Origin of the sequence: Neolewinella agarilytica, from assembly GCF_900110645.1 — a bacterium.
Lineage (GTDB): Bacteria > Bacteroidota > Bacteroidia > Chitinophagales > Saprospiraceae > Neolewinella > Neolewinella agarilytica.
Map to the genome: position 1 here is coordinate 207902 of NZ_FOFB01000004.1, position 23393 is coordinate 231294.

18 protein-coding genes are annotated in these 23393 nt (G+C 51.7%); 12 read left to right on the plus strand and 6 right to left on the minus strand.

Features of this window, described 5'->3' with window-relative positions:
- The first annotated feature begins 43 nt into the window (after positions 1-43).
- Positions 44-685: a pyridoxamine 5'-phosphate oxidase family protein gene (locus BM123_RS05430; protein WP_090166200.1), complete on the plus strand. Its 642-nt coding sequence runs from the start codon at positions 44-46 to the stop codon at positions 683-685.
- 20 nt (positions 686-705) lie between these two features.
- Here the strand turns inward: BM123_RS05430 and BM123_RS05435 are convergent, their stop codons facing one another.
- Positions 706-3600 (minus strand): beta propeller repeat protein, encoded by a 2895-nt coding sequence (locus BM123_RS05435; protein WP_090166086.1) that lies wholly within the window; start codon positions 3598-3600, stop codon positions 706-708.
- A gap of 131 nt (positions 3601-3731) precedes the next feature.
- Between BM123_RS05435 and BM123_RS05440 the strand changes: the two genes are divergently transcribed.
- Positions 3732-4484: a hypothetical protein gene (locus BM123_RS05440; RefSeq protein WP_090166088.1), complete on the plus strand. Its 753-nt coding sequence runs from the start codon at positions 3732-3734 to the stop codon at positions 4482-4484.
- Between the two features lie 481 nt (positions 4485-4965).
- Here the strand turns inward: BM123_RS05440 and BM123_RS05450 are convergent, their stop codons facing one another.
- Positions 4966-6270 (minus strand): bifunctional folylpolyglutamate synthase/dihydrofolate synthase, encoded by a 1305-nt coding sequence (locus BM123_RS05450; RefSeq protein WP_090166092.1) that lies wholly within the window; start codon positions 6268-6270, stop codon positions 4966-4968.
- A 147-nt stretch (positions 6271-6417) separates the two neighbouring features.
- Between BM123_RS05450 and BM123_RS05455 the strand changes: the two genes are divergently transcribed.
- The 6 genes from BM123_RS05455 (at position 6418) to BM123_RS05480 (ending at position 12861) form a co-directional block, all read left to right on the plus strand.
- A complete protein-coding gene (locus tag BM123_RS05455) occupies positions 6418-6744 on the plus strand; it encodes a hypothetical protein (RefSeq protein ID WP_090166094.1) in 327 nt (108 codons plus the stop codon).
- An 84-nt stretch (positions 6745-6828) separates the two neighbouring features.
- Complete coding sequence (locus BM123_RS05460; RefSeq protein ID WP_090166096.1) at positions 6829-9000, plus strand: thioredoxin domain-containing protein; 2172 nt, start codon at positions 6829-6831, stop codon at positions 8998-9000.
- 10 nt (positions 9001-9010) lie between these two features.
- Positions 9011-9982: a PorP/SprF family type IX secretion system membrane protein gene (locus BM123_RS05465; protein WP_090166099.1), complete on the plus strand. Its 972-nt coding sequence runs from the start codon at positions 9011-9013 to the stop codon at positions 9980-9982.
- A 203-nt stretch (positions 9983-10185) separates the two neighbouring features.
- Complete coding sequence (porK, locus tag BM123_RS05470; protein WP_090166101.1) at positions 10186-11412, plus strand: T9SS ring complex lipoprotein PorK/GldK; 1227 nt, start codon at positions 10186-10188, stop codon at positions 11410-11412.
- Positions 11413-11576: 164 nt separating this feature from the next.
- Positions 11577-12506, plus strand: a complete 930-nt coding sequence (queG, locus tag BM123_RS05475; protein ID WP_090166103.1) for a tRNA epoxyqueuosine(34) reductase QueG — start codon at positions 11577-11579, stop codon at positions 12504-12506.
- Entirely contained in the window at positions 12499-12861 is a 363-nt protein-coding gene (locus BM123_RS05480) for a hypothetical protein (RefSeq protein WP_090166105.1), read from the plus strand. The genes queG and BM123_RS05480 overlap by 8 nt, the downstream gene beginning before the upstream one ends.
- A 34-nt stretch (positions 12862-12895) precedes the next feature.
- Here BM123_RS05480 and BM123_RS05485 read toward each other — a convergent pair whose 3' ends face one another.
- Complete coding sequence (locus tag BM123_RS05485) at positions 12896-13726, minus strand: C1 family peptidase (protein ID WP_090166107.1); 831 nt, start codon at positions 13724-13726, stop codon at positions 12896-12898.
- A gap of 186 nt (positions 13727-13912) precedes the next feature.
- Here BM123_RS05485 and BM123_RS05490 point away from each other — a divergent pair, with 186 nt between their 5' ends.
- Both BM123_RS05490 and BM123_RS05495 read left to right on the plus strand, forming a co-directional pair.
- Complete coding sequence (locus BM123_RS05490; RefSeq protein WP_090166109.1) at positions 13913-14740, plus strand: glutamate--tRNA ligase family protein; 828 nt, start codon at positions 13913-13915, stop codon at positions 14738-14740.
- 125 nt (positions 14741-14865) lie between these two features.
- The gene (locus BM123_RS05495; protein WP_245748436.1) at positions 14866-16494 is read left to right on the plus strand and encodes an RluA family pseudouridine synthase; all 1629 of its coding nucleotides are present in this window, start codon (positions 14866-14868) and stop codon (positions 16492-16494) included.
- A 9-nt stretch (positions 16495-16503) separates the two neighbouring features.
- Here BM123_RS05495 and BM123_RS05500 read toward each other — a convergent pair whose 3' ends face one another.
- Positions 16504-17457, minus strand: coding sequence for a YihY/virulence factor BrkB family protein (locus BM123_RS05500; protein WP_090166113.1), 954 nt, complete (start codon positions 17455-17457; stop codon positions 16504-16506).
- Between the two features lie 47 nt (positions 17458-17504).
- A complete protein-coding gene (locus BM123_RS05505) occupies positions 17505-18332 on the minus strand; it encodes an ion transporter (RefSeq protein ID WP_090166115.1) in 828 nt (275 codons plus the stop codon).
- 431 nt (positions 18333-18763) lie between these two features.
- On the opposite strand from BM123_RS05505, the gene BM123_RS05510 reads away from it, so the two are divergent.
- Both BM123_RS05510 and BM123_RS05515 read left to right on the plus strand, forming a co-directional pair.
- Entirely contained in the window at positions 18764-19528 is a 765-nt protein-coding gene (locus BM123_RS05510; RefSeq protein WP_090166117.1) for a LytR/AlgR family response regulator transcription factor, read from the plus strand.
- Between the two features lie 318 nt (positions 19529-19846).
- Complete coding sequence (locus BM123_RS05515) at positions 19847-21793, plus strand: tetratricopeptide repeat-containing sensor histidine kinase (RefSeq protein WP_090166118.1); 1947 nt, start codon at positions 19847-19849, stop codon at positions 21791-21793.
- A gap of 151 nt (positions 21794-21944) precedes the next feature.
- Here BM123_RS05515 and BM123_RS05520 read toward each other — a convergent pair whose 3' ends face one another.
- The gene (locus BM123_RS05520; protein ID WP_090166120.1) at positions 21945-22952 is read right to left on the minus strand and encodes a hypothetical protein; all 1008 of its coding nucleotides are present in this window, start codon (positions 22950-22952) and stop codon (positions 21945-21947) included.
- Between the last annotated feature and the right edge of the window lie 441 nt (positions 22953-23393).

The window sequence follows — 23393 nt, forward strand, 5'->3', positions numbered from 1 at the left end:
TACCCAAATGCTCTTCCGTCAGCTAAATCTAAAAAAAGGACTCATGAATCGAGACTCAAGAATCGTACCTTCCCGCTACCCCAAGCGTGCTCATCACGACCCGGAAACCATTTATCCCATTCTGGATGAGGCACTCTTCTGCACCATGAGTTTCGTCCATGAAGGGCGGGTTCGAAGCATTCCTCAATCCATCGTGCGAGTAGGTGATGCGGTCTACTTTCACGCCTCAGTCGGGAGCCACTTTTTCCGCAGCCTGGCGGAGCTGGAGGAGGTCTGCATCACCGTAACCCTGGCCGATGACATCGTCGTTGCCAAGACGGCCTTTAACCATTCCGTCAACTATCGTTCTGTGGTCATGTGGGGCAAGCCGGAAGTGATCGATGAACATGATGAAAAATACGCCGCCTTCAAAACCCTCACCGAAAAGATGGTGCCCGGCAGCTGGGATTACCTGCTGCCGATGACCGATAAGCAAATGGCTAAAACCATGGCCATCAAGGTGCCCATTACCGAAGCATCCGCCAAGGTGCGCCAGGGCCCACCCTCCGACGTGGAGAGTGAGGAGCCAATCTGGACGGGCCTGATTCCGATTAAAACCGTACGCGGTGCCCCGGTTCCCGGACCGGATGCTGCGGGGATTTCGCTGCCAGCGCACCTTGTTTCGCCAACTTCCGTCAAGGAGTGATCCCTGTGAAGTGAGCATTATCACTTCACCTCAAAGCGAGCCTCTGCTTTAGTGCCTTCTACATTCAGCACCGCCGTATACTTTCCGGCAGGAAGGTAGTAGACTCCATTCTTGCCTGCCTTCAGTCTGATGGGGCGTTTGTCTTCTTTGCGGCCTTTGTTCAGCTCAACCTCCAGCATTTCCTTAAAGCGACCTTCATAGCTCATGTCGTAGGGGATGGTGTTGACACCACCGGTGAGCTTTACGTCTTTAGTGAAAATCGTAATTCCTTCACTGCTCTTTATACTCAGGCTTGCACCTGCGGCCGCGCCCGGAAGGTAGACCTGGAAAGCTGTTTCCGGCTCGATGGTCGTAAAGTTGAAGTTCTGGCTGCCGTAACGACTGGAAGAACGCAGGCGACCTGGCGCTACCAGCGTGATGCCCGGCTCTTCCACTGCGGCGGTGCGCAGCAAGCTAATGTTGGCTTTGTACAGACTGCGGCCGTGGGTGCCAACGATCAGGTCCTGAGCTGTTTCCTGAATCACCAGGTCGTGGACCGCAACAGCGGGTAGGCCATTGTCCATAGCCACGAACTTCTTACCGCCGTCCATACTTACGTAAAGCCCATGGTCAGTGCCCACAAAAAGCAAACGCTCATTCTTAGCGTCCTCATAAATGACGTTGACGGCCTCTGCTGGCAGGTTGGCACCAATGGGAGCCCAGGTGCTGCCCATATCCATACTCTTGTACACGTAACTCTTGAAGTCATCGAAGCGGTAACCATTCAAGGTGGCGTAGACGACGTTCTTATCGTGCTTACCCGCTGCGATTCGACTCACCCACAGATCTTTGGGCAGACTTTCCCCAATGCGGTCCCAGCTTACCCCACCGTCTTTACTACGGTGCATTATCCCGTCGTCACTGCCGGTGTAAAGCAGGCCAAATTGCAGCGGACTCTCATCAATGGTCGTCAGCGTACCGTAAGCCACGTCGCCCTTCTTACCTCCGTTGGTCAGGTCCGGGCTGATGGTCTCGAACTTGTCCCCCCGGTTAAAGCTCCGGTGCAGATGGTTGCTGCCCATGTAGAAGATGTCGGGCTGGTGTGGGCTGATCAGGATGGGGCTCTGCCAGTTCCAGCGGTAGGGGCGCTGGCCGAGCTCATGCTTGGGCGTGATGGGCTTAGTGCTTCCTTTCTTCGGGTTGAGCCGGTAATAATTGCCAAACTGAAAGCCGACGTAGACGGTCTCATGATCGCGTGGGTCCACCTGCACCTGCATCCCGTCGCCACCAAAGAGTGCTTTGTAGGGGTACTCACCTCTTTGCGTCCAGCCACGGCTGGCTTCGTAATTGCCCGGTCCCCGCCAGGTTCCGTTGTCTTGCAAACCACCGTACACCCGGTAGCCATCAGGGTGGTCGTCTACCGCAACGGCGTAAAACTGCCCCAATGGCGGGTTGTTACACTTGATCCAGTTCTTACCTCCATCGTAGCTGATGTTTATGCCTCCGTCATTACCGTTTATGAGGTGGTCGGGGCGTTTGGGGTTGATCCACATATAGTGGTGGTCAGCATGAACATTAGCGGCATTGATGCCGGTCCATGTCTTGCCGCTGTCCTCGGATTTGACTACCGGAACGCCCATGGCGTAGATGGTGGTAGGATCTTCCGGGTGCACCGTGATGTTCCCGAAGTAATAGCCGTAGGAGGAGTAAATACGGTCGAGGTAATCCTCGTGCGTGCGCGTCCATTTTTCCCCGTTGGTCGTCGTATGATAGAGCTCGAAGCCTTTCACCGGCGTATCGAACAGCAGGCTGTTGGCATCATCGAGGTATTCAACAAGTTGAGCAGTCGTGATCTTATCGCTTTTGATCTGACTGATGACCGATGCAGCCTTCAGGCTGCGCGGGAAACCGTTGCCACGTAGAAATTCCTCTACCTGGTAACTCTTCAGACCAAGAAACTGATCCTTGCTCATGCTGCGGAGCTGGTTCTTGGTAAGGCGATCATCGCTGTCATCCTTAGCCAGTTCGGCAGCCGTTTTGCGGAAGTAATTATCGATGCTGGCGTAGACATGCCGCTTGCCGCCGCTGTCGTAGCTCAGGGCCAGGCCGATGCGGCCACCGCCTTCTCCGGTCGGGAAACCACTGGCTGCGGAAGTGATCCGCTTCCAGTTGGACCCGCCATCCGTGCTGTGCCACACGCCACTGCCCGGGCCGGATTCTTTGAAATCCCAGGCCCAGCGGCGGCGTTCCCACATGGCGGCGAAGAGTTCGTTCGGCTTGCGGGGGTCACGGACGATATCTACGGCACCGGTTTTATCATCGACGAAGAGCGTCTTCGTCCACATTTGTCCACCGTTAGTGGTTTTGTAGACGCCCCGTTCGGGATTATCTCCATACAGATGGCCTAGTGCGGCAACCCAGACGGTGCTGGCGTCCTTGTCGTCAACAATGATCCGGCCAATGTGGTGGGTTTCGTCCAGCCCCATATGCGTCCAGCTGCTACCGCCATCGGTGCTGCGATAAACGCCGTTACCGGCATAACTGCTGCGGCTGGAGTTGACTTCTCCGGTACCTACGTAGATGGTTTTCGATATCCAGTGAACGGCAACGGCGCCGATGGTCATGACGGGCAGGTCATCAAAAAGCGGGCTGAAAGTGATGCCATTGTCCTTCGTTTCCCACAGTCCTCCGCTGGCATAACCGACGTAAAAGTGTGTCGGGTCTTCGGGGTCAACAGCTACGTCAGACACCCGTCCACTCATGATCGAAGGACCAATATTGGTGAACTCCAGACCGGCAGCCGGGCTGTTTTGCTGCAGCAGCATACGCTGTTGGAAGGCCTGATCCCGTTCCTGGGCGGTCGTCGCTTTTTGGGCGCTGACGCAGGTGCAGACGAAGGTTATCAAAAGCAAAGTAGGGAGTAGAAAGCGTCTCATGAATGTGATTTAGTGTGGTTGGGGTGGGGAAGATAAGCTGCAAGTGTAGATTATCTTAGCCTGAAAGTGGAATTGGATTACTTTTGCAGCTCTGGTCATTATTGGCCGCCCTTTTAACTTGAAACAATAAAATGAATCACCTGAAATTTCTCCTCCTCCTCGTGGGGGTAATAATTTTTCCTTCAAGCAGCTCTGCTCAGGAACTTGTCACCTTCAATATTTTACCCAAAACAGCTTTTGTTAGAGTTGACGGGCAATTACTTGATCTTAGCCAAAAGACAAGTATAAAGCTGTTGCCCGGCCAATATGTGGTTGAGGTATGGGCGCCAGAATTTGAAGTGCTTAAAGAATCCATTCAGGTAGAAGCCGGGAAGCCACTAAGTGTAAACCTTGGGCTTAAAACCCAGTCGTCAGCTTACAAAGAATTCAGTAACGCCCGGACACGCTACAACACAGCAGTTTTGAAGCGAACACTCAAAGACGGGACCTTTCTCTTCGTAACCGGAGGACTCACCTACGCAGCCCTCACCGGAAGAAAGGGAAAGCTGAATGAGTTGGAGGATCTGATAAATAATCGAAGTAATGCTTACGACCTTGCCATAAGCCCGGATCGTATAGAATCCATTGCCAGTCAGTACAACCAGGCGGTTGCGGATTATGAGGATACCCAGAAGACACACAATACAATTGTAACCGTTACTTCCGTCTTAGCGGTCGCCAGTGGCGTTGCGACTTACTTCTATTTTAAAGGTGATGGTCGGAAGAAATTAGTTAAACCTGTTTTCTCTGCTGAGAACCCGCTTGCCGGAAGCTCCTTTCGCAAGCGGAGTTACCTAAGTCCGGGAACCACGGAGTCTCTATTCGGCCTCACCCTAAACTTTTAATGATGAAATTAAATATCCTATTATCCTTATCGCTATTGTTTTGCTGTGGCTGCCTGGACAATACTTTCCCGACACTAGAAGAACAAGGCGATAATATTTTTGCGCCCGATGGACCAGCTTTATTCACCATTACCTCTGTAGTGCAGCAGAGAATTGACTTCAGTACTCGTAGGCTCGAGATCGATTTCACCAACGTTTTAGATCAGGTGCCCAGCTTGCAGAGAGAGAATATTAACGGAATTTTGTATACCTCACCGGGCAGGTCGACGGACCTTGAGTTAGATCGGACCCGCATTGTAGATGGGCCATATGAGGTAGGTACTACGCCTTGTTTTAGCCTCGTCTTCACAGCGGTAGATGGAGGAAGTAGTCGGGAAACAGCGTTTTGTATTACAATAGAATAAAGTACTGGTAGACTAATTTGCCTCTTGGTTTCTATCCGGCCTTTCTGCTTTTATTCAGGAAGCCATAAACCATGTGTCTAAATAACCTCCGCCACCGTGAAAATACTCCCCCCCACAAACACGATCCCGTCCGTAGTTTCCCAGGCGCGTGCATCGGCTTTGGCCCGTTCAAACCCTTCCATGACGCTGGGGTAAGCCTGCCCCTTAAGGCCATGTTCCGCGGCGGTTTTCTGCAGTTCCTCTGCAGGCAAACCCCGGGGAATGTCCGCTTTCACGAAGTAGTAGGTAGCGTCCTTCGGGAACAATGGGAGAGCTTTGCTGAGGTCTTTGTCATTGACCACCCCGAGCACAATGTGCAGCGGCTGCTGGTAAGCTTCCAGCCGTTGAATGACGGGAATGAGCCCCTCCGCATTATGCGCACTGTCGGCAATGCAGAATGGCTTCCGCTCGCGTAATACCTGCCAGCGACCCAGGTAATAGGTCTCTTTGGCTACCTGTTTCCAGGCCAGTTGCAGGGCTTTGCCGCTGAGGGTAAACTGCTGGTCAGCCAGCATCAACAGGGCAACGTAGGCCGTCAGTAGGTTTTTGGATAAATGAGGCCCGCCCAGATCGGTTCCAATGATCAGGCCGGCTTCCTGATTTGGTAAACGGAGGGAAAAGTAATTCAGGTTGTCCCCTCCCCGCATGCCAATGGACTCAATGGCGTAGGCTTTATCCGCAAAGATGATCTGGCTGCGGCCGGAGCGTGCCAGATCCAGAAAGACGGGCTGGGTGGCTGACTGCGTTTCCCCGATGATTACCGGTATGCCCGGTTTTATAATTCCGCCTTTTTCAAAGGCAATTTCGGGCAAAGTCTCTCCGAGAAATTGTGTGTGATCCAGCCCGATATTCGTGATCACAGAGAGTAGGGGAGTGATGACGTTGGTGCTGTCGAGCCGACCACCCAGACCAACTTCGATTACGCAATAGTCGGGTTGTTGACGGGCAAAGTAGTCGAAAGCCATCGCCACCGTAATCTCAAAAAAGCTGGGACTAATGTCCAGCTTAGCTTCCGCCAGCCGTTCGGTGAAATCAATCACTTCTGCTTCGGAGATGAATTCAGCGTTGATCTTGATTCGCTCCCGAAAGTCCTTATAGTGAGGGCTGGTGTACATCCCAACACGATGACCGTGCCCCTGCAGGGCGGCGGCGATCAGGTGGCAGGTGGTTCCTTTACCGTTGGTGCCCGCTACGTGGATGCATTTCAGCTTTTCGTGCGGGTTGCCCAGCCAGTTGAGGAGCACACGGATATTCGTCAGGTCCTTCTTCATCGCCGGAGCGCCCTGCCGCTGATACATGGGCAGCTGGGTGAAAAGAAAATCGAGCGTTTCGGCGTAGGTCATGGTCGGTTGCAGGTTGCGAGGTTGCGGGTTGCGAGGTACGGGTTGCGGGTTGAGTGTTACTGGGGCGGGTTTGCCTGGCACCCGGCACCCCGGCACCCTGCAACCTGCACCCTGCAATAATTGTTAACCGGCAAACAAGCTAAAAGGATGACCCGAAAAGAACGAATTGAAGCCATGCTGCTGGAAAACCCAAAAGATGCCTTTCTGCGGTTCGCGTTGGCGAAGGAACACGAAAAGGAGGGCGCAGACGCAGGTGCAAGGGAAATCTATGAGCAATTAGTGCAGGATGAGCCTGAATACGTGGGGACTTACTACCACCTCGGTAAAACGCTCGAGCGATTAAATGAGCAAAGCGAAGCCTGGAGAATCTACTCCGAAGGTATCAGGGTCACCCGCCGCCTGGGCGAAAAACACGCCATGAGCGAGCTCGCCGGCGCCCGCCTCGAATTGGGCGACGAAGACGACTTCGAATGACCCTGATCACGGAAGTACTGTGTTCAAACATCCTTAACCCCGGATGAAGGAGAGGGCGAAGCCCTCCCCGCAATCCGGGGACACATGAGCGCGAAGCGCGAGCTCCCCTTTAAAACATCAACCCTGAGCCAGTCGTTCTCATCACCATTCACGCCAAATAATTCTTCCGCCATTTCTCCGCATAAATATACCAACGCCCTCATCCACGAATCGAGCCCTTACCTGCTCCAGCACGCCCACAACCCGGTGAACTGGGAGCCATGGAGCGAAAAAGCGCTGGCCCGGGCCAAAGCCGAAAACAAGCCTATCATCGTCAGTATCGGCTATAGCACCTGCCACTGGTGTCACGTAATGGAGCGGGAAAGCTTTGAAGACGAAGCCACCGCGGCCGTGATGAACGAGCATTTCGTCTGTATCAAGGTGGATCGCGAGGAGCGCCCCGACGTAGACCGTATATATATGGAAGCCTGTCAGGCCATCAGCGGTGGTGGTGGCTGGCCGCTCAACGCCTTTTTATTACCCGACGGACGGCCCTACTACGCCGGCACCTATTACCCGCCCGTTGCCAAATACAACCGCCCCAGCTGGACGGGAGTGCTGGCACAGATGAGCAAGGTCTTTCACGAAGACCGCAACACCGTCGAAGAACAAGCCAACCGCCTGATCGAGAATATCCGCGGCGGCGGTACCCGCCTCCTCAAAATCGAACCCACTGCCGAAAACCACACCGCCTGGCGGGAGACCCTGACGGAAAAACTAAGGGCTAACTATGACCTTCGTCGCGGCGGCTTCGGTGGCGCACCAAAGTTTCCCATGAGTCAGTCGCTGGAAGTGCTGCTCGCTAATGGTGTTCTCTACCAGGAGTTCAACGATCAGCACCTGGCCGCCCATGGCGTGTTAGCCATGCTCGATGGCGGAATTTATGACCATCTGGGTGGCGGCTTCAGCCGCTATACGGTGGATGCGGAGTGGCGGGTGCCTCACTTTGAGAAAATGCTCTACGATAATGCCCTGTTACTTCGCCTCATGGCCAAGTTGCAGATGGTATTGCCTAACCAGCGCTTTCTGGAGGGCATCGCGGAAACAACAGCCTGGTTACAGCGGGAAATGTTATTACCCGGGGGCGGATACCGTGCCGCCCTCGACGCTGACAGTGAAGGCGTGGAAGGGAAATACTATATCTGGGACTACGAAGAACTGGCCGGCCTCCTGCCAGCGGATCAGCTTGAACTTGTCGTTGCTTTCTTCGGTGTCACCGAAGCCGGGAACTGGGAGGAAGAGAACAGCAATATTCTTTACCGGCCGGATACCCTGGCGGCTGTTGCTGCCAGCCTGGACCTGAGCACCGAAATAGCGACCGTCAAACTGGCGGAAGCAAAGAAAACGCTGCACGAATACCAGTTTAAAAATCGCGTCCATCCCGGAGCAGACGACAAGCTGATCCTGCAGTGGAATGCACTACTTATCTCCGGCTGGAGCTGGTGCTACCGGGCAACGGGGGATGAGAAATACCGGGAACTGACCACGGGCCTTTGGCAGACCCTTACGGAGCAACTTTACGTGAAGGGGCAATGGCACCGTAACCTGACCAATGGCGACCTGGGAGCGCCTGCTTTCCTGGATGACTACGCTGCACTCGCCGAAGCTGCTATCGACCTGCACGATATCACCTTCGAGCTGGATTATGCCATTCCTGCCTCCGCCGGGGATGCCTCTTTGACGAACGCCGCTGCTATCGTAGACTATATTTTGGCCACCTTTTCCATGCCGGAAGGCCCCATGTGTTATCTGCGGGGCACTGAAGACAGTGAGTTGCCCGTTGCTTCCCTTGACCTTTTTGATAATGCGCTGCCCAGCGGCAACAGTCAATTGGCGCATAGCCTGCTTCGCCTGTCTCATCTGACCGGAAAGGATCACTATCTGACCAGGGGAGAAGAGATGCTGGCGGCGATGTCCGGCAGTTTGGAACGATACCCTTCCAGCTTTGGAGGCTGGGCGCACGCAGCCCTCCTGCATGCTGCTCCGGTCAGAGAACTGGTCGTTGCCGGGCCCGGAGCCCGGGCCGCTGCGGGGCAATTCCTGTCGCGTTACCGACCTGAACTATTAATCGTGGCTTCTCCGGAAGCCCGTGAAGACCTATCCCTTCTCCAAAACCGTTACCTTCCCGGAGAGCTGCGGTTTTATGTTTGTGAGAACCAAAGCTGTCAGCTTCCCGTTGGTACGGTGACGGAAGCTGAGGACCAACTTGACCGATAACCCCCGACTTATGCGCCTACGATTATTACTCCTGCTACCAATTCTTAGCCTGGGCTTTATGGTCTCCGGGCAGCAATTGTCTCGCTACAGTATGCCGTGGCTGGATCCCGTGCAGTTTAATCCGGCCTACGCAGGCCTGGATAACAGCCTGAGCGTCACCGGTACCTATCGCTCGCAGTGGAACGGCCTGGAGGGAGCTCCGGTTGGCCAGCGGCTGAGCGCTCACCTTCCGGTTTATTACCTCAGCGGAGGCTTTGGTGTAGAAGTTGAATTGGACGGACTGGGGGCCAGAAACCTCAACAGCTTTGGCGCTTCGTACAACTACCAGTTGGTCCGGGGACAGTCGGTTTGGTCCGTAGGCATCTCCGCCCGGATGCTCCAACTCAGCCTTGACGGGGCCGCGCTAAGAACACCAACGGGCAATTATGAGGATCCGAACACCATCATCCACAACGACGATTTACTGCCCACTAATCAGGTAAATAATTCTTCCGTAGCGCTCGGACTGGGTCTTTTTTACCAATCCCCATCCCTTGAAGGCGGTCTTTCGGCCCGTAACCTGAATGCACCCGTAATCGCTTTTCCGGGCTTAGACTATGGTCTTGGCCGACAGTACCACGCCTACCTCCAACTAAAGCTGGACCTGTTGAGCAAATGGGAGGTACTCCCGGTAGCTTACGCTGTGAGCGATGGCACCCAAACGCAAATTAGTGGCGGTGCCAGATTTCGGTATCAGGAAAATATTTACGCCGGTTTGGTGTATCGTGGCCACAGCGGGCCTACCAGCGATGCACTGGTCATCACCGGTGGCTTTAATCTCAATGATAAATTGACCGTGGCTTACGCCTACGACCTGACGCTCTCTCAGCTTAGAAGTGTAGAGGACGGAAGCCATGAAATCACCCTGAAGTACAACCTGCATAAGCGGATTGGTGCCGGGGTGCCTCCTCCAATTATTTACTATCCCAGGACAAAAGAATAGACGGACGGACACCAAAATTCTGTTAAAAGTTGGTTTATGTTCACAAATTAATAATAAGCCCTGCCAAACGTGCGTTTCGGTCGGGTAACAGATGAAAGCGATGTTAAAAACTTTTCTACTCCTCTTGGAAAGTTGGTAGCCAACCGGAATCTGCTATCTTTGTCCTGCTTTTTGAACTTTCAGAGGTAAACTCGGGTCTTTTAATGAAGAAATTTTTCAACCCCATCCTGGCCGCATCCCTAATGGCCCTTTTCCTTTTCAGCTGTGGTAGCCGCGAGAGCGGTGAACTCGTCGGTGTACTTGATCGTCCCGATTGGAAAGGCATTCTCCCTTACGGTATGGTCTATGTACCACCTGGAACGGCTCACGTCGGTAACAGTGATCAAGACATTACCGGAACTTTCATCCAACGTCCGAAGTCCATTACTATTAATGGTTTCTTCATGGATGACACGGAGATCACGAATAACGAATACCGCCAGTTCATCCACTGGGTACGGGATTCTATCGCTCACGACATGATGGGCGATTTTGACGAAGACGGAAACATCGACTGGGAGATGGACCTTGATTTCTCCGATGAAGCCCTCGCTGACCTTTGGTTAGAAGAAAGCTTCGCCGGTAAACGTCAGGTAAACACCAACCTGTACGAGTACACCTACAAGCAGGTAGACTGGGGTGCTGCCGCCCGCGCTCGCCCGAATGGCAACAGCGGTCAGGGTATGTCTCCTTATATCTCAGAGACGCCTGTGAACATTTACCCGGACACTTTGGTGTGGGTACGTGACTTCGCTTACAGCTTCAACGAGCCAATGGCGCGTAGCTACTTCTCTCACCCTGCTTACGATAACTACCCGATTGTAGGTATCGACTGGCACATGGCAAACGCCTTTAGCTACTGGCGTACCAGCCTGTGGAATCAGTACAACGATGTACTGGTGGAAGAATTCCGCCTGCCAACCGAATACGAATTTGAGTACGCTGCCCGCGGCGGTAAAGAGCACGCTCCATACCCATGGGGTGGCCCTTACGTTCGGAACTCTAAAGGTTGTCTGCTGGCTAACTTCAAGCCTGGCCGTGGTAACTACCCCGATGATGGTGGCGCTTACACCGTTGCTGCGGATGCTTACTACCCCAATGATTACGGCCTCTACAACATGGCTGGTAACGTTGCAGAATGGACCATTACGGCCTTCAATGAGAATGCCAACAGCTTTGTACACGATTTCAACCCGGACGTACGCTACAACGCTAAAGATGATGATCCCATTACAGCTAAGCGTAAGGTTATTCGCGGCGGTAGCTGGAAAGATATCAGCTTCTACCTCCAGTGCGGTACCCGCACTTTTGAATACCAGGATACTACCAAGTCTTACGTAGGCTTCCGGAACATTATGTCTTACACAGGACGTTCTATCAACGATTTCTAGGCAAACGCTTCGCGTTTACCAGTAGTAACAGCTGCTCTCCATCAGGATGGAGAGCAGCTGTTTTTTTGGTAGGCCCCTGCTGGCAAAGAATTATTTTAGACACGCTCTAAAGCGGTCAGGAATAAGCTATCGTATCTTGCCCTTCTACTAACTTCCTTTTCAATTTGTCTCCTGCCCAACTTTCAACGCTCGTTAAGCAAACTGCTCTGGATGCAGGCTTCTCCTTCGTGGGCGTTGCTAAGGCGGGACCTATGGAGGAAGAGGCTCGTCATCTGGAAGAATGGCTCCGGCAGGGACGCCACGGGAGTATGCACTGGATGGAGAATCACTTTGATAAACGGGTAGACCCTACCAAATTGGTGCCTGGTGCAAAGTCAGTGGTGTCCTTGCTGTACAACTACTTTCCGGAGGATGACCGGCCCAGCCAGGAAGCACCTAAAATAAGCCGCTACGCCTATGGTGAAGATTACCACAAGGTCGTTAGGGCCAAGCTGCGCGAAGTAGTACAACGTGTCGAGGAAAGCATTGGCAGCCCGATTGATGGGCGCGTCTTCGTTGATAGCGCTCCCGTTTTGGAGCGGGACTGGGCCCGCCGCGCCGGAGTAGGGTGGACGGGAAAGAACACCCTGCTCATCAATCCGAAAGCAGGGAGCTACTTTTTTCTGGCGGAGATTATCTCTGACCTGAACCTGGCGCCCGATCAGGAAATAAAGGACTACTGCGGTACCTGTACGGCTTGCATCGATGCCTGCCCAACGGAAGCCATTAGCCCGGAAGGGTACTTACTGGATGGCTCCAAATGTATCAGTTACCTGACCATTGAGCTGCGTGAGGCCATCCCGGAAGAGTTTGCCGGTCGTATGGAGGGCTGGGCTTTCGGCTGCGATATATGCCAGGAGGTTTGCCCCTGGAACCGTTTCAGCAGCCCGCATAAGGAACCGGCTTTCAACGCTCATCCGGACCTCCCCGAAATGTCCTCCAGGGAAGTAAGGGAAATGACCGAGGAGGTTTTTCGCCGGGTCTTCCAGAAGTCGGCCGTTAAGCGGACAAAATTCACCGGCCTGCGCCGCAACATAGATTTTCTGGATGTATAGACCCTGGTTTTCTCTGCTCTTTATCCCTTTGCTTGCACCTGCGTGCGCGCCCGCTGAAAACACGGTCGAAGAAGTTTTGCCCGTTCGCCACGTGGTGATATTGACCGATACCCTGCAAAACGGGCACCTGATTGCCGGTTTCCGTGATAGTCTGACTGAGGCAGGAAATCGCGTTCTCATCAGTGGTTACCCGGGGGAGACGGCGGAGGCCATCACGGCCAGGCTGCCCTGGCTGCTGCAGCCGGGGGTGGATCTGTTTATTTATGATCAAAAGCTGGCGGGGAAACCCGGAGAAGATAGTTTGCGGAATTATCTGGACCGAATGGCCCATCCGGCTGAAGTAATATCGCTTTAGCGGCTATCCCCTCAATAAGAGCGTTTTAGCCTGGTTATTTTGACGGATTAGGGAAAAGCACGTATCCCGTTCTGGCCAGTCGGCCAAAGTCGTCATAACTGATGCTAACGTATCCGGCATTAGCCCAAAGCCGGCCATAAACACCCCTTAATTCGAAGGTTTCTGTTTCGCTGTCGTAGCCCACTACGGTCAGGTAATGTGCTTCTCCTCCCGGTTGAGCAGTGGTGTAGCTGCCAGAGCGCAGGTTGATGAAACTCGCATCGGTTTCCAGCTCAACAATAACGGGGTTGCCCCGGCTGAGGGCTTTTCGCGTTTCAAAAACGCGATTTCGTGCCCGGGTTTCGGGCTGGAAGAGGAAGCCGAAATTGGCAATGGAATACTTGGGGACGGAATAAACAGCATTAGGAATTACCGGGCTGCCGTAGGGGACAATGGCGGCCGAAACCGTCCCTTGTTTAACGAGCAGTTTAAGCCCGTCATTTATGGTTGGCGCATTCCCCTGGTAGGCAAGGCTTAGCGTGATGTAGTCAGGGCTCAGGTTGTCCTTGAAGTTGTTGTTCAGATTCTGGTAGTATTCCACCGCTCCGGCCAGCGCGTAGGCCCATTCCATCCCCGGACTGGGGGACTGCCGGATGGGCATCATGTAACTCTTAATATTTTGTCGCAGCAGTTCTTCCCGCGAAGGACTGCCCACGCCCGGGATATAGAACATCTGCTGATCAATAGCGATCGCATCCGAAATTCCTAAGACTGCCGTTTCGCTGCGGGCTGCCCCGTAGCCGTAGGTATTGGCGGGCTGCGTTTGGGCGCTGACGCAGGTGCAGAGGAGGGTGAAAAAGAGCAAGGAAAAATAGCCGCGAAGCATAGGATAGTTTTGGAGGATGAACCGGGTTCCTCTATAACGTTAAAGGGGACTGCTTTCGTTCCCTGAATGCGAAATGACTTACGGAACGGTCGGGAGGCAGTTCCTGCGGGGCCTGTAAGCGGATAAAAGGTTGAATGCGACCGAAAGTCTTATGTTTGCTAGCCCACCACGCTGAACTCACTATCTATGCAAGATGCTCCGGTCATCAGTCGTCTGGCGCCTACACCATCAGGATTCCTGCACCAGGGTAATGCTGCTAACTTTGCGCTCAACGCCCGGCTGGCCGGCTCCGCCGGCCGGCTCTACCTGCGTATCGATGACCTCGACCGGGGCCGCTTCCGGGAGGAGTACCTCGTTGATATTTTTCGCGTCATTGATTGGTTGGGCATTACCGTAACGGATGGCCCGGGCTCTCCGGAAGATTTTCACGCCCGCTGGAGCCAGCAATTCCGCCTGAAGGATTATGAAGAGGCTCTTCTTAGCCTGCGGGGGCACCCCTTGCTGTTCGCCTGTCCTTGTTCCCGTAAAGAACTGGCACAGGGAGACCATGCCTACGGTTGTCTTTCCGGAAAGATATCCCTGGACGCCGAAGGCGTCGCCTGGCGAATCAATACCCGGGAGTTGGCAAGTGTCTTCGTCCCGGACCTGGTACAACCCAAGTCATTCACCGTTGATCTGCACCAGGAGATGCCGGACTTCGCCGTCAGGAAAAAAGACGGTAAGCCCAGCTACCAGACGGCCTGTGTGGCAGACGATGTCTTATTTAACGTTAATCGGGTAGGGAGAGGAGAGGACCTGCTGGCGAGCACGGCCGCACAGGCGGTACTGTCGGATCTTTTGGGGTATGGGAGTCTATTTGACCGTATTGCATTTCTTCACCACCCTCTGGTGAGTAAGCCGGGGGGAGAGAAACTCAGTAAGTCAGCTGGGGCACGGGGCGTGTCAACCCTTGAGAGTTTACGGCCGGAAGACATTTTTGTTCTGGCAGAATCCTGGATGAAGCAGCCCTACTAAAGTCGGGACCATAGCCTGCGTTATCGCCTAAGTCTCTTCCATGTTTTTTCCCGATCTTCGCGCTCCCGATGTCAACAACAATTTCTGCATATTTTCATTCACTTTCTTCCCCGAACGTCGGCGATATGCCCGCTCGTTTCACTTTTCCCTTTCACTATCAACCTCATCCGCTGGCCCGGGAGGCCGTGGCAGATTTGCAGCAACATCTCCGTAATCAGACCGATTGGACACATGACTTCGGCCACGATGAAGCTGCGGGGGTAGGGGCAAAAGGAAAAATGTTTGGCGTTTTAGTGGTGGAAAACGAGAACGGCGAACTGGGCTATCTGGCCGCTTTTTCGGGGAAATTAGCCGACTCTAATCATCTTCCGGGCTTTGTTCCGCCCGTTTATGACGTATTGAAAACGGATGGTTTCTATAAGCGCGGCGAACGGGAGGTAAACGCCATTAACGACCGGATTGAGAAACTTGAAAAGTCTGATGAGTTGGCAGCAGCGTTTGCTAATCTGGCCAGGCTGGAGCAGCAGTCGGCAGAAGAAATCATAGCTGAAAAAGCGGCCCTGAAAGCGGCCAAAACTGACCGGAAACGGCAGCGTCAGGAAGGGAAAGAATCGATGTCTGCGGAAGCATTCGCTCAGCTGGAAAAAGAGTTGGCTCATCAGAGCGTTGGCCGGCACTATGACCTCAAAGATTTGTCGCGTTCCTGGGAAAAGCGTTTGCGCATGGCTCGGGAAGAACTCGCCGTGTTTACGGATGAAATTGATCAACTCAGAGAGGCGCGCAAGGCCATGTCTAACGACTTGCAGCATCGCATTTTTGCGGAATACCGTTTTCTGGATGCCAGGGGTGAGACCCGTGACCTGACGGATATTTTCGCAGAGACCATTTTCAAAACCCCGCCCGCCGGGGCGGGGGAGTGTGCTGCGCCCAAACTTATGCAGTTTGCTTACCTGCACCGGCTCCGACCCGTCTGTATGGCAGAGTTTTGGTGGGGACAGTCTCCTCGCTCCGAGATCAGGAAGCATGGCCATTTTTACCCTGCCTGCCGTGGTAAGTGCGAACCCATCCTGGGGCATATGCTGGGCGGCTTGAAGGTTGATCCTAATCCATTGCTGACGAACCCGGCCGCCGGCAAGGAACTGCCCATTGTTTTTGAAGACGATCACCTGATTATTGTCAACAAACCACACGAGTTCCTCTCGGTGCCCGGTCGCCAGATAGAAGACTCTGTTTGGCTGCGTATCAAGCAGCAATACCCGGAGGCTACTGGTCCGCTTATTGTCCACCGGTTAGATATGAGTACGAGCGGGCTTCTTTTGCTCACCAAAACAAAGGAGACCCACAAGGTTTTGCAGCACCAGTTTTTCAAGCGTTCGGTGAAAAAGCGCTATGTCGCTTTGCTGGAGGGAATCGTTGACGGCGAAGAAGGAATAATTGATCTTCCCTTACGCGGAGATATTGAGGACCGGCCCCGACAGATCGTTTGCTATGAACACGGAAAGACTTCGCGTACGATTTGGAAAGTGATTGGTCGGGAAGCCGGCCGTACGCGTATCCACTTCTGGCCGGTTACCGGCCGAACGCATCAACTACGGGTACACGCCGCTCATCCGCTTGGGCTTAATATTCCTATCGTCGGAGACGACCTGTACGGGCAGCCGGATGAGCGTCTCTGTCTCCATGCAGAACACATTGAGTTTATTCACCCGTATAGCCGCGAGGAGGTAGCTTTTACGGCCGAAAGCAGTTTCTGAATCAGTGCTTTACTCTATGGTTGAGGAAGCGGTGGCTGCAACTTCTACTATTTCAGTTTTTACTTTAACCGCGTGATCGTCCGGAATAATGGGGTTGCCTCTCCATTTGGCCCATACGGCCGTAAACTCTGCGCCAAGGAACAATATCTGGCTGTTATAATAGGTCCATACCAAGAGGGTGATCAGGGCGCCGGCGGACTCGTAGGTACTGCTGAAATCACTGTTTCCGATATAGAAACCAATCAGGAATCGACCGATGCCGAACAACAAGGCCGTGAAGATGGCCCCCGCCCAGATATCCCGCCAACTTGCTTTTGCATCCGGAAGGTAGCGGAAGAGTAATGCGAAGATGAGCGCCGTTACGAGAGTTGTTAGTATCCAGCTGGTTACCGCCAGCATTAGTGGGCCAATGGCCGGAAGGAAGGCTGCAATTTGATCCATAAAACCGATAACCAATGCGTTCAGTAACAGAGAGGTCATGAGAAGGAAGCCCAGCCCGACAACAAAGCCAAAACTGAGCAGGCGGGTGGAAATAAAGGAGAGGATGCCGCTGGCGGGTGTGGGCTTAATGGCCCAAATTTTGTTCAGGCTGATTTTTAAATTACTGAAAACCCCCGTTGCCGCAAAAATTAAGGTGCCGGTGCTGATCAGTGTTGCCCAAAAGGTTTCTCCTGAATTGTAAGCGTTACCGACAATTTGCTGAAGCGATGCCGCAGCATCTTCGCCTAATAATCCGGACAGCTCGTTGTCAAGCTGACCGGAGATGGCCTCCGGGCCAAGGAAATAGCTGGCGATGGTAGTTGCTACTACCAACATCGGAGCAAAACTGAAAACAGTATAATAGGCCAGCGCAGCCCCCAGGTTAAAGGCGTCGTCTTCCAGGTAATTATTAATCAGTTCTTTACTGAATGCGAAGATTTTTTGAAACACGTTTTTTCGGGCCACTACCTTGGATTTTTCCATTCTAACGGAGGGTAGCCAACAGAGGTTCGGGCCCGGAAGGATCGACTTTAGTGCTCTTCATTTAGTCGGCCACCACAATACTTACAGTAAGTAGCGTCATCGTCGTGGCCTTCTTTAGCACAGTAGCGGCAAACCTGGGTATTCGTTTTCCGCGCCATTGCTGCCTGCTCAAACATTTCACTACTGACAATTCCGGTAGGTACTGCGATAATGGCGTAGCCAAGAATCATGACAACAGCGGAAAGAAACTGGCCAACGTCCGTTTGTGGTGTGATGTCTCCATAACCTACTGTAGTCAGGGTCACGATCGCCCAGTAGACGGCTCTGGGGATGGAGCTGAATCCATCGTTTTGCCCCCCCTCAATAAGATACATTACCGAGCCAATCAAGACGACCAGCAAGGTTACCGCAAAGAGAAAAACGGTGATCTTATTTCTGCTGGCAATCATCGCCCGGCGGAGTTGGTCTCCCTCCGTTAAGAACTGACCCAACTTAAAGACTCGAAATACCCGCAACAATCGCAGGATGCGGATAATGACGAAATACTGTGTCCCTACCAGAAAGAAACTTAGGTAAGAGGGGAGAATGGCAATGAGGTCAATGATACCATAAAAACTCAAGGCATACTTCAATGGCCGAATGGTCACCGTCAGTCTTAGTATGTATTCAATCGTGAAAACGATCGTGAAGATCCATTCTAAAACGTAAAAGAGGCCACTATACCTGGATTCCCACTCTTCTGAACTCTCCAGCATAACTACAATGACGGAGAAGACGATGAGAATCATCAATCCAATGTCGAAACGCTTTCCCGTAGGGGTGTCTGCTTCGAAAATAATTTCGTGTATACGATCACGCGTCTGGCGGTTGGCCATAATCTTAACTGGAAATGAGGCTCAAATGTAAGTAAATATGCTTAGGGCATCAGTTCGATCCTGCTCAATGGTATTGCAGATAGGCGGTGATCATCTTGATATTGAAGATCCCCGCTGACTTTCATCAGTACATTTTCAGAATGTGTTCTGGCCTTACGCAAGCTCTTCAGGGCTGCTGCGCGTTGAGCGCCCGGGTTTTAGCTTACGATTTCCCGGGACGGACTAGGGGAATCCTACAGAGCAGTCATATAAAAATTGTACATTTGTTATTAATTCCAGTGCGCTAAACAGGTGTTATTGCTTTACCTTTTTTAGCCGGCAAATCGCTGCTAAGCACTCTGGTTGAGCTTGAGAAGGTTACATAAATAGTATAGTTGGCTGCATGACTCCCCAAAGATTGGTAAGTTGCCTGCTAAGAAAAAGAATAAAATATGTTATTGAATGCCGTAATCATTGAAGATGAACGCAATGGTCTGATTAACCTGAAACACCTGCTGGCTGAGCACTGTGAAGATGTCGAAGTTATTGGTGAGGCAGATGGCGTAGAGAGTGGGCTGAAACTATTTCAGCAAGAAGACATTAAGCCGGATATCGCCTTCCTGGATATCAATCTGCAAGACGGCAAAGTGTTTCAGTTGCTCAACCAATTGGAGAACATCGATTTTGATGTGATTTTTGTCACCGCTTACGATCAGTTCGCCATGAAGGCCTGCGAATATTCCAGTATCGGCTACATTCTGAAACCCATCGATCCGGATAAACTCGTAGAGGCCGTTTCCAGGGTTCGACCTAAAAGGCAAGGGCGTACGGAAGAGCGCTTGCAGATCATGCAGCAGTACACCAGCCATCCGAATTCTTTCGAGAAGATGTCCATCGCTGCTCTTGATGGCATTCATTTTGTGAAGATTCGCAACATTATGCGCTTCGAAGCAGAAGATAATTATACACATATTTTTCTGGAAGGCGGACATCGTATTACAGCCTCAAAAACGATAAAGGCTTATGAGGACATGTTGACGCCTTTTAACTTCTACAGAGTTCATAAACGCCACGTGATCAACATGAATTATATGAAAAAATTTGTAAAAGGTGACGGAGGGTACCTAATCATGGATGATGACGAAAAAATTGAGGTGAGCCGCAGAAGACGGCCCGCTTTCATGACGCAACTAAGAATGTTGCAAGACGTTTTATAGGTAGTTCCGAAAAAAAGTGTATTTTTGGATCGGTATTGAATACAGGCCAACCGGCGTTCCCCGTTCGGTTAGCGGTCATCTCTAAACGTGTACTTTAAGAATTTCTCTATGTCACAGAATGGGAAAAAAACTATTGAAGAGCTAAAGCGGGACCAAAAAGATAAGATTTTGGACCGTAAAAGCATGGATCAGGTTACTGGTGGTAAACGCCGTGGTAGCTGGCTTCGTCGTGTTTATAACGGTATTATGCCGCAGTAAACTCATTGTTCTTACGTACTTTCGTCCTTTCACCGCATCACGGAAAGGATCTATATCAACATGCCAACCCATCGAGGCTCGTTTACCGAGCTCCCTTACCTTGAAGAAAAACTTGCGGAGGCTACCAACCCGGCAGATCGGCAACATTATCTCGAATTACTTATCAGGCAGTACGTTTACGTAAAGCCGGTCAGGGCTCGTGAACTACTCCAAATCCTACTGGATACAGCGAACGAAGTGTCGCCTGGAAGACTTTCCTTCTCTTATTTTCTACACCTCGCTAATCTTGAAGCGCAGGAATACGAAAGCCAAAAGGCTCTACCGCTTTTGCAGGAAGCCGTTGCACGAGTAGATCATGGAGGAGACATTGCTGATAAAATTGAAGTTTACCTCGATTATGTAGGCGTTCTGGTTGATTCCGGTAAACTGGATATTGCCCGGGATTACTTCGACCGTGCCAGCAGATTATTAGAGTCCTATTCAAGTGAGCGTCTTCGTTCAAGGGCGCTGGTTCGTCAGGGCTACTTATATCTTAACTCGTTTAGCTACCCGGAAGCAACTCCCATCTTATTAGAGGCGGAAAGGCTGTTCTCTTCTCTGGAGGATGAACTCGATTTGAAGGACCACTATTTCTATACCCTCGTTCAGAGTGGTTTAGGCACATTGCAAATTCAGTCCGAAACTCTTGAAAGTGCAGCTGCAGCCTTCCAGCGGGCCATTGAACGCTGTGAACAGAAAGGCCTTAAAGCCAGATTGCCATGGCACCGACTCAACTTGTCGACGGCATTGGTTGGAATGGAAAAGTATGAAGAGGCCATCTCTAATGTTCAGTCCATTATCGATACCAAGGCTAACGGAAGTCGATTAGCTCTTGCCGCGGCTTACTTAAATCTGGGCATGTGCTTTTATTTTACGAATGAGCCCGCAGAGAAGGTTACCCCTTATCTGGACACTGCAGAGGAGCTGTATCTGGCAGAGCCGACCCCTGATCGCCAGAAGATCGTTTCAATCGAAATTGCCAGGGCCCAACTCTCCTTTGACAAAAAAGACTTTGAGGCTTCCATTGAAAAGCTTTTGCAAACGCTGGATGACATGGACCCCGAGGCCAATGTGTCTAACCTTGAGATGATGGGGCATACGGTGGAGATTTACCAAATGCTGGCCAGCAACCACGAGCAGATTGGTGATTTTGAAATGGCCTACAACCACCAGCTTAACTACGATCACTACCTGGACATCTACAATTTCCTTCAGCGAAATAAACGGACAGAAGAGTTTGCCACTAAGTTTGAGGCCGCTCGTTGGGAAAAGGAAAGAGAAAGCCTTCAACTCAGGGCAAGTCAGTTGCAGCTGCGGGCACTGCGGGCCCAAATGAACCCTCACTTTCTCTACAATGCCCTTAACAGCATCCAGTCATTTATCACTACCAATGAAGCAAGCACTGCCTCAAAGTATCTGGCTAAGTTTGCAATGCTGATGCGCAGAAGCCTGGAATACACCAATCGGGAGTACATCACCCTGGAGGATGAGGTCGAGTTTCTGACGGATTATCTGGAGATTAACTGTCACCTCAGGTTTGCCGGGCAGCTCTCTTATTCGGTGAAAATCGAGGATGATCTTGAAGAGGATATCATCGGAGTTCCAACCATGATTTTACAACCTTACGTAGAAAATGCGATCGAACATGGACTTCGGACCAGGCCCAAAGGACACATTAAAGTATCCTTTAAAGCAATTGAAGGGGATGACAACAGCATCATTGCCGTAGTTTCCGATGATGGTATTGGCCGGGAGCGAGTCGCTGAAATGCAGGCTAATGACCCGACGCGTCCGTTTCATCAATCACGGGGAACGAGCATAACGCAGTCTCGCCTCGAACTATTGACCAATGATCCGGAAAACAGAGTTGTAGTTGATGATCTGAAGCATCCGGATGGTACGGCCGCAGGAACAAGCGTTACCATCAAAATTCCCGTGGCAGATGTCCTGCCAAGAAGAGGAGGGTAGGGGCCACACCACTATGAGTAAAGGAGGGGCGCCGGAGCGCAGGTGCAAAGGGGGGGCAGTCTGTTAACCTGGTTACTAAGCTGGAAAAATGCAGTAGCTTTTTCATCATCAATCCCGTGCAAGAGAAGTGATGTTGCTGGGTTGGTTTCTTCTAGCGCTTAGTAGCAGCGTTAGGACGAAGAACGCCGCCACCATTTGTACGAGCTTCAGAAGCAATGCTGCGGGAAACACCCAGGTCAGAAACATCATTTCCTAGGATAGAAGCATTACCCTCGAAGAAGCAGTTTTCTACTACTGGAGAGCAATCACCGTTGTCGTTGGCCATGTTAAAGATGGCAGCACCGTTTAGCACAGATACATTGTTGACGAACTGGCAGTCGAGTACCAGCGGGCTGGAAGCGCCATTCATACCGTAATTTGTCATGCCGGCTCCGGAATTACTTGCGTTGTCTTCAAATAAACAGTCACGAAAGATCGGGCTTGCCTCAGATCCACTGCCCTGATTGAAGACTGCGCCACCGTTGAAGTCTGCAGTGTTACTAACGAAAAGGCATCCTACAAAGGATGGACGACCTGAGTCCAGGTAAACTGCTCCTCCGTTATGAGCACTGTTCTGCTTAAAGATACAATTAGAGATGCGGTGATTGCTAAGGCCATCTACTGCTGGCAGGATGAACAAACCACCACCCGCATTTTTCTTGCTGAACCCTTCAGTGTAGCTTCTGCCAAAACCGTTTTCAATAACGAAGCCATCCATCGTTGTTGATGTCGTCGCAGAAGAGCTCATACTTACTACCGTATATACGTTGTCACCTTGTAACCCTTTCTGTCCGATATCACCGGAAAGAACCGATTTCATTTCAGCCTGGCGCTGGTGTAGCTGAGTTTCTGTGCCCAGAAAGCCACCATAAAGCTGAATACCCGCTGGCAGAAGGAAGGTTGCTGTCCGGTCACCATTAATGGTTGGCATGTAGGTCCCTTGCTGAACCCAAACCTCATCGGATGCCTGAGCAGCCTTTAGTGCGGTCTGCAGGTCCATTGCCTGAGACCAACTGGAACCATCAGCCCCAACAGTACCCTGTGGGCTAACGTAAAAACGCTCAGCCTGGCTGGTTGCCGAAACTGATAAGATGGTAATAAGAAGAAGAAAATATTTCACGATTCAATCCATTTGCTAGATCCCAAAAAATGACAATGCTATACTCGGTAGCAAGTCAGTCAAATGAAAGCAGCATGGAAAGACACACAGATATTATACTCCACCAGAGGGATGGAGTGAAGGCGGAAGATCTTACAGATCCGGCCAAAAGAGTTGTAATAGAGGGGGAGTGCTTATAAAATTGTCAAACTAAAAAACAACCTTGTCATCGATTGTGGCGCTAAAATAGGTCGTAAGTCTTTGATATTGTTTGTGCAGTGCGAAAAAGAGCGATTGAATTAGGAAGCGGTAGTGAAAATAAAAGAAGCGGTTTATTATGTGAATTTCTTTAAAGCGTTGTAGATTTGTCTTGGTATTCGGATTGTGACATGGGATGACGAGGTTCAATACTCGTCTAAATAAAAGTTTATTTTTTTCGGTCCAAAAAGTGACTAACACGCC

What these genes read in the sequence shown, in the direction of transcription:
- BM123_RS05430 (WP_090166200.1), top strand. Translation starts at nt 44, where the DNA reads ATGAATCGAGACTCAAGAATCGTACCTTCCCGCTACCCCAAGCGTGCT.
- BM123_RS05435 (WP_090166086.1), bottom strand. Translation starts at nt 3,600, where the DNA reads ATGAGACGCTTTCTACTCCCTACTTTGCTTTTGATAACCTTCGTCTGC.
- BM123_RS05440 (WP_090166088.1), top strand. Translation starts at nt 3,732, where the DNA reads ATGAATCACCTGAAATTTCTCCTCCTCCTCGTGGGGGTAATAATTTTT.
- BM123_RS05450 (WP_090166092.1), bottom strand. Translation starts at nt 6,270, where the DNA reads ATGACCTACGCCGAAACGCTCGATTTTCTTTTCACCCAGCTGCCCATG.
- BM123_RS05455 (WP_090166094.1), top strand. Translation starts at nt 6,418, where the DNA reads ATGACCCGAAAAGAACGAATTGAAGCCATGCTGCTGGAAAACCCAAAA.
- BM123_RS05460 (WP_090166096.1), top strand. Translation starts at nt 6,829, where the DNA reads ATGAGCGCGAAGCGCGAGCTCCCCTTTAAAACATCAACCCTGAGCCAG.
- BM123_RS05465 (WP_090166099.1), top strand. Translation starts at nt 9,011, where the DNA reads ATGCGCCTACGATTATTACTCCTGCTACCAATTCTTAGCCTGGGCTTT.
- porK (WP_090166101.1), top strand. Translation starts at nt 10,186, where the DNA reads ATGAAGAAATTTTTCAACCCCATCCTGGCCGCATCCCTAATGGCCCTT.
- BM123_RS05480 (WP_090166105.1), top strand. Translation starts at nt 12,499, where the DNA reads ATGTATAGACCCTGGTTTTCTCTGCTCTTTATCCCTTTGCTTGCACCT.
- BM123_RS05485 (WP_090166107.1), bottom strand. Translation starts at nt 13,726, where the DNA reads ATGCTTCGCGGCTATTTTTCCTTGCTCTTTTTCACCCTCCTCTGCACC.
- BM123_RS05490 (WP_090166109.1), top strand. Translation starts at nt 13,913, where the DNA reads ATGCAAGATGCTCCGGTCATCAGTCGTCTGGCGCCTACACCATCAGGA.
- BM123_RS05495 (WP_245748436.1), top strand. Translation starts at nt 14,866, where the DNA reads ATGCCCGCTCGTTTCACTTTTCCCTTTCACTATCAACCTCATCCGCTG.
- BM123_RS05500 (WP_090166113.1), bottom strand. Translation starts at nt 17,457, where the DNA reads ATGGAAAAATCCAAGGTAGTGGCCCGAAAAAACGTGTTTCAAAAAATC.
- BM123_RS05505 (WP_090166115.1), bottom strand. Translation starts at nt 18,332, where the DNA reads ATGGCCAACCGCCAGACGCGTGATCGTATACACGAAATTATTTTCGAA.
- BM123_RS05510 (WP_090166117.1), top strand. Translation starts at nt 18,764, where the DNA reads ATGTTATTGAATGCCGTAATCATTGAAGATGAACGCAATGGTCTGATT.
- BM123_RS05515 (WP_090166118.1), top strand. Translation starts at nt 19,847, where the DNA reads ATGCCAACCCATCGAGGCTCGTTTACCGAGCTCCCTTACCTTGAAGAA.